This window comes from Viridibacterium curvum, from assembly GCF_039544165.1.
In the GTDB taxonomy this organism is placed as follows: Bacteria; Pseudomonadota; Gammaproteobacteria; order Burkholderiales; family Rhodocyclaceae; genus Viridibacterium; species Viridibacterium curvum.
This window is the reverse complement of sequence record NZ_BAABLD010000008.1, coordinates 604,274-617,231: the sequence shown is the minus strand read 5'-3', so window position 1 is coordinate 617,231 and position 12,958 is coordinate 604,274. Positions and strand designations below refer to the sequence as shown.

Sequence of the window (12,958 nt, the reverse complement as noted above, 5' to 3'; positions counted from 1 at the left end):
CTCAGGGTGTGACGCTGAACTCCAGCGCGTCGAGCACTTCGTCGCGCGGCCCCAGCAGGCGCAGCTGGTGGCGGCCGGTTTGCGGCGTCCAGCGCACCTGGGCGCCTTGACCGAGCGGCTTGCCATCAAGTGTCCAGTGCACGGCACAGGCGGCATCGGCGCGCAGGGCCCAGGCATCGGCGGTGATCGCGTCGAGTCGGTAGCTCGCTCCGGCCTGCGGCCAGCTGATGCGTGCGGGGTACGGCAAGGCGGCCAGCATGACGGGCGAAAACTCCGTGCCCTTGATGAACCACTCGCGTCGCGCAGGCTCGATCGGCGGTTCGAACGCGATGATGCCGTTGACCAGACCTTCGCTGGCCTGTGGCGGCCGTGAAGGCTCTTTCTGCACGGCGCTGAAGCTCTCGTGCCAGCGCAGCAGGGCGTGTGTGGCGAAGTCCGGCGAAGGGCTGCTGCGCAGACCCAGCAGCAGGGTGTAGCGGTCGCTGTTGCCGAGGGCGATCTGCCACTGCCCATCGCTGCTGCCGAACAGCCAGCTGCTGCGGAAGCCGCTGCCGTTGTGTGGCGCGCCCAGCATGTCCTGCAGCAGGAAGGCGGCTTCCTGCATGGCCGGGCGTTTCTGCGGCGCTTCGAGCGGCAGGCCGCGCGCGGCGACGAAACTGCTGGCACTGGTGACGCTGCGCCAGGCCAGTGCCAGCTGGTGCGGACTGACCGCGGGGGTGTCGGTGTTGTCCAGCCCCAGGTCGTGCAGCCAGCTGTTGAGGGCTTCGGCATGCGGGTCGCGTATGGCATTGCGCAGAGCGCCGCGTGAACGGCCAGCGATGGCGGTACGCAGCGAGAGGATGCGGGTGCGCTGGCCAGCGCGGGCGTCCCTGGCATCGAGCACCGTGTCGCCGTCGATCACGAGTCCAGCCGCAGTGAGGCTGCGGTCAGCCAGGCCCTGGGCGACGGCGAACGGCGTCCACCATTGCGCCAGCTCCAGTCGCTGGGTCATCGGGTCCGGTAGCTCGGGCGCACTGCCTTGCACGACCCAGGCACGCACTTCGCCCGACGCATTGTCGAGCAGTAGGGCCCACGATGCACCGGGCTCGCGGGCAAGGGCCGCGATCAGGGCACGTTGTTGCGTGGCGTCGAGCGTGCTGCGCAGCTGCAGGCCCGGCTCCTTGAGCAGGTTGCGCGCAAGCTGAGGGGCCAGGGCAAAGCGTGGCGTGTTGCGCGGGTTGTTGAGCCGGGCCTGGGCCAGTTCGCCGATGGCCGGGCACAGCTGACGGTCGTTGAGTGTGGCGGCCAGGGCGCAGGCGCGTCGCGTGACGACGGGGGGCTTGGCGTTGGGCCCACGCAGCAGGGCGGCGAGGATGACGGCTTCGCGGCGTGTCAGCGCCTCGGGGCCGAGGCCGAACAGCAGCTGGCTGGCAGCGCCTATGCCTTCGAGATCGCCACGGAAGGGCGCGAGGTTGAGATAGGCCTCAAGGATCTGCGGCTTGGTCCAGTGCTTTTCGAGTTCGATCGCCGCGAGGCTCTGGTCCCACTTCTGCGTCACGCTGCGGCGTTCGGTGCCTTTGGCGGGCAGGCGCAGGGCGGGGTCCAGCATGCCGGCCAGCTGCATGGTCAAGGTCGACGCGCCGCGCCGCGAACGGCTCCACAGGTTCTGCCAGGCCGCACCGATAAAGGCCTTCCAGTCGATGCCGGAATGCTCGAAGAAGCGTTTGTCCTCCGCGGCCAGCAGGGCCTCGCGCATGGCGGGCGACAAGGTTTGCAGGCTGACCCAGGGCAGGCGCCTCACGCGTGGGTCCAGGCGCAGGTCGGCGAGTGGCTCGCCATTGCGGTCCAGAAGTACGGAGTCGGACGCGACCCAGCTCGTCCGCACCTGCTCGAAGCCGGGCAATACCTGGGCCGCCGATGCGACAGAGGCGATGCAAAGCCATGAAGTCGCCAGCAGCGCGCGGAGCAGGCGCGCAGGATTGACATGGGTAGACCGGCAGGCAGAAAGGCGCGCAGACAGCATGGCCGGCATTCTGCCGCATGGGGCAGTTGGCCCGTGTGTCGCGATGTAACTTTCTGCCCGACGGTGCAGGGCTGACGCGGCCTTACGGCGAGATGGTGATTGTGGCGCTCTTGTTGGCGGTCAGGCTGCCGGAGGTCACGGTGAGTTTGAGCACTACGTCGGTGCTGACGCTGACGGTGGGGGCCGTGAAGTACACCGTGGCCGTGTCTGCCCCGGTCAGGGTTACAGCGGGTCCCGAGGTTTGTGTCCAGGCATAGACGAGGTCGCTGCTCTTGATGTTGCCCGTGGTCGTCACGGTTGAGGTGACCGACACCGGCGTACCGCTGGTAGGCGCCGAGGGCGACCAGACCAGGGAGGTGATGGTGTAGCCGTCGTCGTCTTCATCCGCCAGTCCGCCACCACAGCCGGACAGCAGTGGCAGCAGCACCATGGCCAGCAGGCCGGCACGTAAAAGGAGGAAGAAGCGTGGCAAGGACAATGCAGAGGGCATGACAGGGGCTCCGGTGAGTCGTGCCCGCGAGCTTACCAAGGCCCATGCGGTGCGAAGCGTTACAAACGGCAAGCAGTTGTAAATGGCGGTGAATGCGCCGATTCAGTCCGTGCCGGCGGACAGCGCTGTTTTTACCGCTCCCACGCGTGCTTGATGGATGGCATCCGGAATCCGGCGCTTGTCCGCACAGGCGGCTGCGATGGCGCCGGCATCGACGGCTGAGAACGCGGCCAGAGCCAGGCGCAGGCGTGCCACTTGCGGGTAGTCGCAGGTCTCGAAGCCGGGGCGTCCATGCGCGTCGGCGAGGCAGGCGGCGAGCAGCTGCTCGAAGCGTTGCGGGCGACGCAGAGCGTCTACGCGTTCGAGGAGCTTGGTGATCGTGTCGGGCCGCATCTCCATGGCCTTGTGCACGTTGCCATGCTCGCGCGTGACCAGTACCGCAAGGTCACGGCATTCGACGGGCACCTTGAGCCGTTCGCAGACGGCTTCGGTGAGCGGCACGCCGGCTGCTTCGTGGCCGTAGTGGTGCGGCAGGATATCGGCGGGCGTGAGGCCTTTGCCGAGGTCGTGCAGCACGGCGGCCCAGCGCACGGGCAGAGGCTCGTTGCGGGTAGCTGCGGCATCGATGACCAGCAGGATGTGCACGCCGGTGTCGACTTCCGGGTGGTATTGCGGTGGCTGCGGTACGCCGAACAGGGCATCGAGCTCGGGCAGCAGCCGCGCCAGTGCGCCGCAGTCGCGCAGCACGCTGAACATGCGCGAGGGCATTTCTGACATCAGACCGCGTGAGATCTCCTGCCAGACGCGCTCGGGCACGAGGTGATCCACTTCGCCAGCGGCCACCATCTCACGCATGAGGGCCAGTGTTTCGGGCGCCACCGTGAAGTCGCTGAAGCGCGCCGCGAAGCGTGCGACGCGCAGGATGCGCACCGGGTCTTCGGCGAAGGCCGGGCTGACGTGACGGAACACGCGCGCCGCGAGGTCCTGCTGGCCGCCATAGGGGTCGATCAGGCTGCCATCCGGCGCTTCGGCAATGGCGTTGATGGTCAGGTCACGACGCAGCAGGTCTTCCTCGATGCTGACCTCGGCATCGGCATGGAACACGAAGCCCTTGTAGCCGTGGCCACTTTTGCGCTCGGTGCGCGCCAGCGCGTATTCCTCCTGGGTCTGCGGATGCAGGAAGACCGGGAAGTCCTTGCCGACCGGGCGGAAACCCATGGCCAGCATGGTGTCGGGTGTGCAGCCGGTGACGACCCAGTCGCGGTCCTGCACGGGCAGGCCGAGCAGGCGGTCGCGCACCGCGCCGCCGACGATGCAGGCGCGGGCCGGGGGCGAAAAGCGGGGGGGGACACGGTCTTGGCTCATGGTTCATGCTACCCCGGAAGCGACGCTTCGTGAGCACTGGCGCCGCTTTGCGGCCGCCCCCGGGGTTCCGGCTCCAGTCTGTCGGGACCTTGATTCTGGCGTTTCTGCAGTTTTCTGACCCAATGCCGTAATAGCCTGAATCGACTGACGGCAAGGTGCCTGGGGGACGCAGGGTGTTGGGTTACGCGCTGATTCTGATCGCGATCGTGATGGCCGGGGCCGCTGCCTGGCAATTCCTGCCCAGGGATCGCAGCGCGGCTCGTCGTTCTGGCGAGGTGACGGGGCCCGGTGCCGCCGACTACGCCAGCATGCTCAATGCCCTGGGGGACGCGATCTACCTGCGCGAGGAGGGCGGCCGCGTGCTGCATGCCAACCCGGCCTGCGCCCAGCTGCTCGGTCTCCAGGACCCGGCCGAGATGCGCGGCCAGAACATTCTCGAGTTCTTCCGTGATGTCTCCGAGGCGACGCTCTCCAAAGAGAACGAGCTGGTGCTGAGTGCGCGCACGAACATGGCGCAGGTGCTGCAGGAGTGCTCGGTAACGCGTCGTGATGGGCGCAGCTTTCCGGCAGAGAAGCGTGTTTCGCGTTGTCGTTACGGCGACACGGCTGCCGTGCTGGTGCAGATGCGTGATGTCAGCGAACGCAAGCAGTACGAAGAACTGATGGTGCAGCACGTGACGGTCGACGAAGTGACCCGGCTGCCCAATCGTCGCCTGATGATGGACCGGTTGCGTCAGGCCATCATTCTCGGCAAGCGTGGCGGTGGCAACTTTGCCGTGATGCTGATTGATCTCGATCACTTCAAGCGCATCAACGACTCACGCGGCCACACCCTCGGCGACGCCCTGCTGTCGGGCGCTGCACAACGCTTGCGCGAAACGGTGCGCGAGGCCGACACCGTGGCGCGTTTTGGCGGCGATGAATTCGTGGTGATCCTCACCGAGCCTGATCCCTCTGCAGCGCCCTTGCGTGTCGAGTACGCTGCGCAACGGGTGGTGCAGGCTTTCCAGGAGCCCTTCCTCGTCGATGGTCTGCAAGCTGTGGTGACAGCCAGCGTGGGCATCGCCTTGTGGCCCGCAGATGGTGATGATCCTGACACCCTGATGCGCAACGCCGACACGGCGATGTACGAGGTCAAGAAATCTTCGCGCAACAGCTTCTGCCTGTTCAACCGCGAGATGAACCAGCGTGTGCAGGACAGTCTGCGCATCGATGCACATCTGCGGCAGGCGCTGGAGCGCAAGGAGATGCGCGTCCTCTTCCAGCCCATCGTGGAGGCTTCGACAGGCCGCATGATGAAAGTGGAAGCCTTGCTGCGCTGGCAGAGTGCCGAGCTCGGCAACGTTCCGCCGGATCAGTTCATCCCGGTCGCCGAGGAAACCGGACAGATCGTCGCCATTGGCCTGTGGGTGCTCGAAGAGTCCTGTCGGCGCGTGCGCGAGCTGCAGGCTGTCCGCGAGGATTCGGTGCCGCTGACGGTGAGTGTGAATGTGTCGGCGCGACAGCTGCAGGATGAGCGTTTTGCGAGCATCGTGTCCGACGTCCTGCGCATCACGGGCCTGCCCGCCAACCAGCTGGAGCTGGAGCTGACCGAACGCATCATCATTGATGATGACCGTGCTGTCCTGGCCAATATCACGGCGCTGCACGAGATGGGCATCAGCCTGTCACTCGACGATTTCGGCACCGGTTACTCGTCGCTGTCCTACCTCACACGCTTCCCGCTCAACACCGTCAAGCTGGATCGCGCTTTCGTGCGTGACATTGAATTCAACATGCAGAGCCTGCATCTGGCCACGGCCATCATCGCCATGTGTCGCAGTCTGGGGCTGGCACTGGTGGCCGAGGGTATCGAGACGCAGCCCCAAGCGGAATTGCTGGGCAATCATGGTTGTCGCTATCTGCAGGGCTACCACTTCAGTCGGCCGGTCAACCCGGCGGACATTCCCCAGATTGCCGGTTTCCAGCCGCGCCGACTTGCCTCGGTGGCTTGAACTCGGTATTCCGCCTCAAGGCCGGCGCGGGCGATTGGGGTCAAGCTCACGCAGCCAATCCTGCAGCACCTTGTCGCGTGCGCCATTCGGGGCGATGAGATTTCGGAGTTCGCGGTTGTTCCAGTTGGCGCGTAGTACCTGATTGACGCGCTCGATGAATCGTTCGCCCCACGGCGTGCGTGGCGCGACGACATGCACGGTGATGTAGCGCGGCTGACCACTGATAGGCAGGCTCACGAGATCTGCCTGTGCGACGTCAGGCTGGTCCATGAACGCATCGCGCTCCGAGCCGAACAGGATGGTGTAATGGATGCGATCCAGCGCCATCATCTGCAACAGGCCTTCCGACATGCGTTGCGCTGCCGAGCGCTCGACGATGTTGGGTTGCCCCTTGTGCTGCGCCAGCATGTTGTCGATGTCGCGGCCATAGGAGCGACCGGAAGACAGGCCCAGCCGCAGCGTATGGTCCGTCAGCAGATTGGGCAGCTGGATGCTGCCGTCCACCCCGCGGAAGGTGGACAGGGCAGCAAGATGCCGTCGTGGCGCGACGATTTGCGGTGGCCCGATGGCGTGTAAGGGCTCCGAGAAGAGCATGAAGGCTTGCCGGTCGGTATTCTTCTGCATCCCGGCGCATACAGCCTGATCGCCCGAGCGCATCTGCGCTTCAAAACGCCGGATGTTGGAAGCCTGGGTGCGATGCTCGTACTGCGGCAGGTAGCGCATGATGAAGCTGGCGGTCAGGTCGACTGTGCCCTTGCCTTCATCGGGCCCACTTGCGATGAAGAGTGGCGGGAGGTCGAAACGACACCAGGTGGCGATGCCATCCTCGGCGGCCGAGGTCGCGATCGGGATGGCGACGGCGAGGCAGCACAGCAGTGCACGGAGCGTGAAGCGACAACTTTCCAGCATGCGCGATCCCGGTGACGATGCTCCACGCAGGCTAAACCTGCCGAATGGGCTTGTCTATACCGAAAGTCTTATCGTGCGGCCGCTGTCGTGGTTGCCGTTGCGCGCTGCACTGTGGCTTGTGCGGCATCGGCGGTGACGCGCAGGTTCATCAGCTGGCCCTTGAGTGAGCTCATGCTCTTGTCGCTGCCAGCACGTGCCAGGAGGCTCAGCTCGGACGCGCCACTGCAGGCCACGCGACCGCTGCCGGTCAGGCTCAGCTGCGTGCTGCGGGCACTCAGGCGTTCGACCTGCAGGCTGCCTTGCTCGAAGCGCAGCGCCGCAGAGATCTCGTCCAGCGGCGTTGTCTCGTTGCGTGCCGCGCGTTGCTGGCCTGGTGACAGGTCCAGCATGCTGCGCGGCATGTCAGCGCCAAGCCAGCGCGTATCGCGCGAATAGATGCGCAGCACGCCCTCGGCGCTGCGGCAGGGCTCGGGCCATGTGCCGGTGCGCCCCGAGGCTTCCAGCGTGGCATTGGTGAGTCCACCGAGGGGTAGTTGCAGTCCTGAGTCGCGTTTCAGGGCATCGAGCGCGACGCCGCGCAGGGTCTGGCTGGTGTCGTAGCGCTGTGCCGCCGCGTCCCAGCGCCAGCGGCCGGCATGACGTCCGCCGTACAGCGTGGCTGAGAATTCACCGAGTTCGACTTTGCCGTCAGCCTGCTGCACCGGTACGACCACCGATTCGAGTTGCAGGCCGGCGAGCTTGAGCTTGCCCAGACGCAGCTCGCCGTCGAGGGACCAGCCCTTGAGCTGATCGGCCGCCGGCAGCCAGTCGCGCCAGCGCGCCGGCATGACCATGCTGTCTAAGTCGAAGCGCTCACCGCTGAGTTTGCTGCGCAAGCTGTTGACCCGACCGCGCGTGAGGCTGGTTTCGAATTGCAGCGCGCCTGCACTGCCAGACATTTCTCCGCGCAGGTCCAGAAGGGGGGCATCTGCATCGCTTGCCAGACGTACCTCGCCACGCAGCAGCTGGGTGCCGAAGGCAGGGTGCAGGGCCGGGTGCTTTGCATCGAGTCGGCCATTGAAGTCGGCCACGGTGAGACTGCCTTCGCGCAGATTGAAGGTCACCGCAGCACGTCCTTGCGCGCCGATCTGCAGCGCTTCGTCCTTGCCGGCCTTGTCCGTTTTCGCAATCTGGCGCAGTTCGGCTGATAGCGAGCCCTTGACCCGGTCGTTGTCACCCGCAATCGATTGCAGCTGGGCGAACTCCAGTCGCAGTGCACCCTGCTCGCCACGTTGCACGGCAACTTCGAGCAAGGCGGCGTTGAGGCCGTCACGCCAGCGTGCAGCAGGCAGGTTGGCGTTGAGGCGCAGGTCAGACTCGGTAGCGCCGGTGTTGCCCTGCAGACGCACCTGACGCACCTGCCAGCCATCGGCCTGCCACTCGAAGGCATCGAAGCCGGCTTCGAGCCGCGCTTCACGCACCCAGTCCGTGCGCCCGCTGAAACTCGCACGCCCCTGTGTCAGAGCGCCCCCTTCCAGCCCCTCGTCGAAGCGGTAGTTGGCGGCCAGTGTGAGGCGGCCTTCGAGGGCTGAGCGGCTCGGCTGGCCAGCGATGACCTGGCTGTCCAGTTGAAGGCGTCCGCCCTGCCCGGCCCGTAATGCGTCAGCGCGCAGTTCCAGCTTGCGCCATTGCGCCTGGCGACTGGTCGGCAAATCGTCGAGCGTGACGTCGGCCTGGCGCAGTACGAGTGCATCGAGCTGTAGCTGTACGGGCCTGTCGCTTGTCGCATCAAGCAGGTCTTCGCCATTCCAGACGCCTTTGCGATCGCGCATCAGGCGCAGCAGCAGGCCGTCGATTTCGACACGGCGCAGCTCCAGCCGGCCATGCAGCAGAAGTGGCAAGAGGGCCGGTTCGAGATGCGCTTCGCGCCAGCTGGCAAAGGTCTCGCCGCGACCCGGTTCCGATAGCGTGGCGGCGCCGAGCTGCAGACGCAGACGCGGCCAAAGCGACAGTTGCGGTGTCGATTCCAGCACCAGGCTGCGCTGCCAGTTGCGTTCGCTGTGTTCTGCGAGCTCGGCCGCAAGCCGCGGACCATCGAAGCGCAGCTGCAGGAACAGGGCCAGCATCAGGCTGCCCATGCACAGCACGCCCAGCGTGAAACCGCAGAGCTTCACGGCGAGCTGGATGCGTTGTTCGGACGGCAGGAGGGCGCGAAAGAAGGCGGGCATGGCCGGCCATTGTTACGGGGCGCGGTGGCGACGGGCAAGTCCGCCGGGCGGGCCGGGACTGCTTCCTCGCTCAGGCAGCCGGCAGACGCAGCACGAAGCAGCTGCCGCCGTCGCCCGGCGCCTCGAAAGCGACGCTGCCGCCATGGCGCTCGGCCACCGTGCGCACCATTACCAGCCCCAGACCATGGCCGGCGATGCCACGCGCCAGCGCACCGGGCAGGCGTTTGAAGCGCTGGAAGAGCCCGCCGCGCTCTGCGACCGGAATGCCCGGGCCGTGGTCGCGAATCCGCACGGCGATGAAGGCCTCCTCACGTTGCAGGCCGATCTCCACGGTCTGCCCGGGCTCGCCGTACTTGATGGCGTTACCGATCAGGTTGATCAATGCACGGCGCAGCAACTCGCTGCTGCCGACGACCAGCCATTCTTCGCCATAGGGCGGCATGTCGAAGCGGCAGTTTGCCGTGCGGGCCTGTGCCCACAGTTCGTCACAAGCCTCATCACACAGGGCACGCAGGTCCACGGGTTCGAAACGCGCCGGGTCGGCGGCTTCGATGCGGGCGAGGCGGAACAGCTCGTCGGCCAGCTCCAGTGCACTCGCCGTGTGGCGGCGCAGGCGCGGCAGCAGGGGCTCATCGGCGGGCGGGGCGTCGATCAGGCTCAACACCGAGGCCAGCGGTGCGCGCAGGTCGTGCGATACGAAGCGCAGCGTATCGTCGCGCGACTGTTGAGCGGCGCGTTCGGCCGACAGGTCGGCCAGGCCTATGACCAGGCTGGAGCTCGCGTCGACCACATCGTCCAGCGCCGAGAATGACGCCAGCATTGGCACGCCGGCGGCGCTTTGCACCGCAATCTGCATGGGTGCCGCAGGCGTTTGCGGCAGCCCGGCCCGGGTTTCGAGCGGCGGCGGCCAGCGCGTAGCGCGCAGGGCTTCCAGCACTGCACCGTCGCCGCTGGCGGCGAGCAGGGCACGGGCCTTGGCGTTGGCGAGCACCAGCTGACCGTCGGGACGCAGCACAACGACGCCGACGGGCAGGTGGGCGACCGTGTCCTCGATCAGTTTGCGCAGCGCCCGGCTGGTGTGTGCGGCACGGCGTACGAGTTGCAGGCGCTGTTGCATCGGGTCCAGTCCGCGCACGGCAGGTACCGGGCTTTCGTCGCGCAGGGCGCTCAGCTCTTCATCGAGATAGCGCTGCGTAGCCTCCAGCCGGCGCCAGCTCCACAGCGGCCAGGCCACGGCGCAGGCCAGCAGGGCCGGCATCGGCCCCATCCACAGCATGCCGCTGCGCATGAGCACGCCGCAGATGAGGACCAGCAGGGCCAGCGTGCCCAGCGTCCATAACAGCCCAGCGCGCGCATTGCAGCGGGCGAGCACGCTCATCAAGGCCAGGCAGGCAATAGCCGCCAGCAGCGCCTGCGCGACCGGGCTGGCGATGCGCAGCCCGGTGCCGGCACGCAACGCGGTCAGCACGTTGGCATGCACTTCAACACCGGGCATGGGCCGGTGCAGGGCTGAGGTGGGGACGGGCACCGTGTCCGACAGGCCCAGCGCCGTGGCGCCCACCAAGACCAGCTTGCCGCGCAGGCGTTCGCGCGGCACAGCGCCGGTCAGCACGTCGACGTATGAATATTGCGTGAAGCTGCCGGGCGGGCCGACGAAGGGAATACGCAGCCAGTCAGCGCGCTGCCATTGCTCGCGCGAGACGCGCGTGCCGACCGGAATCGCTGGCCCGCCGGCAAGCTGCCACAACGCCGCAGCGAACTGCACGTGGCGTGCGAGCTCCCAGCCCTCGCGCAGATAAACGCTGCGCGCAATGCCATCGGGGTCGAGCTCCATCTGGATGTGTCCCAGCGCGGCGGCCTTACTCACCAAGGCGCCGACCGGCATCTGTTCGCCGCTGATCTGCCCGTCCCGCTCCTGCTGGAACACAGGCAGCACCACCTTGCCGTTTCGCGCGATGGCGCGTGCCAGCGCGATGTCGCCCTCACCGGGCTCGGCGAACATCAGGTCCAGCGCAACGCCGGCTGCACCGGCATCGGAGAGCTGGTCGATCAGCGTGGCGTGCAACTGGCGCGGCCAGGGCCAGCGACCGATGCTGGTGAGGCTGGCTTCGTCGATGGCGACAATGACCACATCAGGGTCGGCCTGTCGCGGGGTGCGCGACTGTTGCCAGTCATGCAGGGCCAGATCGGCGCGCCACAGCCAGCTACCCAATGCCGCCGAGATGCCCAGCGCGCAAGCCAGCAGGCAGACCAGCCACCATTCGGTGACGATGCGTTGGCGCGGGCTCATGCGCAGCAGCTCATCGCCCTACAGCGTCAGCAGCAGCAACAGCGCAGGTGTCAGCCACAGCCAGCGCCAGTCGCGCGGTACTTCCAGCTGCTGCGTACCACTCCACTGGCCGACGTAGCCATCAGCATCGGTGGCGCGTACGCGGATGTGCCAGAGGCCTGCAGCGGGCTGCGGCAGTTCGAGTCGCGCGACGTCGACCTTGCGGCGCTCCACCACATTCCTGAACTCCGGGTCGCTGGCCATTTCGAACTCGAAGCTCTGGCCGGGCTCGCCGGGCCAGGCAAAGCTCACCTTGCCGTCTTCCATCGCCGGTTTTTCAGGCGGGCCCTGCGGCGCTGCCATCACGAAGCGCTGTGCATCGCCCCACGGGCCGCGATCGCCATCGGCGCGCACCGAGGCGAGACGCCAGTAATACTCACCCAGCGGCAGCTCGGCGGTGAAGCGCGTCTCGCCAATGTCGTCCTTCTGCAGTACGAGGACCTTGAAATCCGCGTCTGTGGCGATCTGCAGGCGATAGGTTTTCGCTGCGGGCTGCCCGGTCCAGGTCAACGGCATGCGTGGCTCGCGTGTCTTGCCGGCATTCTGCGGTGCGATCGGAAACGGCGGCTCGGGTCGCGCCTTCAGCTTGAAGCGGCCTTCTGCATCCATGCCCTCCAGGCCATTGTCTGCCACACCGCGCAGGCGGAAGCGGTAGTCGCCGTCGGGCAGGCCAGCGACGCGTGCTTCGCTGGTGGGTTCGAGGCCTTCGTAGACGGGTGTGGCGAAATCCTGGCCGGCAGCCACCACCAGACGCCAGCGCTGGCCGGCATACATGGGGGGCAGCGGCAAGCGGATCAGCGGGCGCTCGAACAGGGGGGGCACCTCATCCAGCGAAGGTGCTGCCAGCAGGGCGGCAGGCGAAGTGGCGCTGCCCTGCGCGAGCACGCTGCCGAAACCGGCCGACACTGCCTGTGCGGGGGCCTCGCCGGCCGCTGCAGCGACCGAGCCTTCGGTGACCTCCAGCAGCGAACGCGCGGTGTCGACTTCGTAACTGGCACGGAAGCGCGTGCCGCGCACACCAATGACGGCGGTCGGTGTGCGGATCTCGTAGCGTGCAGCCGGGCCTTTCTGCGGTGCGACCTCGTTCTCGATACGCCCGGCTTCGACGCCAAGACGTGCCGATTGCGTCCCACCGCGACGCTGCAGCAGCTCGTCGATGCGCAGGCGACTGCCGGGCCGCACCAGTACGCGCGACTGATCCGGCAGGCTCAGCGCGACGTAACCATCCGCGCCGGTGATCACCGTTGCGCCTTGCGGCACTTCATCACCCTTGGAGAGCGTTTTCCCCGTAAGCAGGCTGACAGCACCGGCCACCGACTCCACGCGCGCCGGCACGGGGTCCGGTTTCATGAGGCTGGCGGGAATCTTCAATACGCTGCCTGGCTTGAGACGCAGCGGATCGCGCACCTTGTTCACGCGTTGTACCTGCGGCCAGTCGGCCGGGCGATCGAGCATCTCCTTGCCGATACCGATCAGGGTGTCGCGCTGATTGATGCGGTAGTCGATGGTGTCCTCTGCTGCGAGGACGCTGCCGGCCAGCAGACCCAGCAGCATTGCAAAGCAAATTTTCGTCACGATCCCGCTCCTTGTCGTGCAAGGTATTGATTCTGCGCTGGATCATACGCCACACTGCACATCGACCCTGTATCAGGGGCTGCAGCA

At 66.8% G+C, this 12,958-nt stretch carries 8 protein-coding genes; 1 reads left to right on the top strand and 7 read right to left on the bottom strand.

Annotation, left to right across the window (positions count from 1 at the left end; genetic code table 11):
• Position 1: 1 nt before the first annotated feature.
• The 3 genes from ABEA02_RS10585 to ABEA02_RS10575 all read right to left on the bottom strand — a co-directional run bounded on the left by ABEA02_RS10585 (position 2) and on the right by ABEA02_RS10575 (position 3,857).
• Complete coding sequence (locus ABEA02_RS10585) at positions 2 to 2,002, bottom strand: transglycosylase domain-containing protein (protein ID WP_345532905.1); 2,001 nt, start codon at positions 2,000 to 2,002, stop codon at positions 2 to 4.
• 82 nt (positions 2,003 to 2,084) lie between these two features.
• Positions 2,085 to 2,492 carry a hypothetical protein gene (locus ABEA02_RS10580; protein WP_345532904.1) on the bottom strand — a complete coding sequence of 136 codons (408 nt, stop codon included), beginning with the start codon at positions 2,490 to 2,492 and terminating at the stop codon, positions 2,085 to 2,087.
• A gap of 102 nt (positions 2,493 to 2,594) precedes the next feature.
• The gene (locus ABEA02_RS10575) at positions 2,595 to 3,857 is read right to left on the bottom strand and encodes a multifunctional CCA addition/repair protein (RefSeq protein WP_345532903.1); all 1,263 of its coding nucleotides are present in this window, start codon (positions 3,855 to 3,857) and stop codon (positions 2,595 to 2,597) included.
• Between the two features lie 173 nt (positions 3,858 to 4,030).
• Here ABEA02_RS10575 and ABEA02_RS10570 point away from each other — a divergent pair, with 173 nt between their 5' ends.
• Positions 4,031 to 5,851, top strand: coding sequence for a putative bifunctional diguanylate cyclase/phosphodiesterase (locus tag ABEA02_RS10570; protein ID WP_345532902.1), 1,821 nt, complete (start codon positions 4,031 to 4,033; stop codon positions 5,849 to 5,851).
• 15 nt (positions 5,852 to 5,866) lie between these two features.
• Here the strand turns inward: ABEA02_RS10570 and ABEA02_RS10565 are convergent, their stop codons facing one another.
• From ABEA02_RS10565 to ABEA02_RS10550, 4 genes are all read right to left on the bottom strand, one after another.
• Positions 5,867 to 6,760, bottom strand: a complete 894-nt coding sequence (locus ABEA02_RS10565) for a TIGR02285 family protein (RefSeq protein WP_345532901.1) — start codon at positions 6,758 to 6,760, stop codon at positions 5,867 to 5,869.
• 68 nt (positions 6,761 to 6,828) lie between these two features.
• Positions 6,829 to 8,967, bottom strand: coding sequence for an AsmA family protein (locus ABEA02_RS10560; protein ID WP_345532900.1), 2,139 nt, complete (start codon positions 8,965 to 8,967; stop codon positions 6,829 to 6,831).
• Positions 8,968 to 9,037: 70 nt separating this feature from the next.
• Positions 9,038 to 11,257, bottom strand: coding sequence for a CHASE2 domain-containing protein (locus tag ABEA02_RS10555; protein ID WP_345532899.1), 2,220 nt, complete (start codon positions 11,255 to 11,257; stop codon positions 9,038 to 9,040).
• An 18-nt stretch (positions 11,258 to 11,275) separates the two neighbouring features.
• The gene (locus tag ABEA02_RS10550) at positions 11,276 to 12,871 is read right to left on the bottom strand and encodes a FecR family protein (RefSeq protein WP_345532898.1); all 1,596 of its coding nucleotides are present in this window, start codon (positions 12,869 to 12,871) and stop codon (positions 11,276 to 11,278) included.
• Between the last annotated feature and the right edge of the window lie 87 nt (positions 12,872 to 12,958).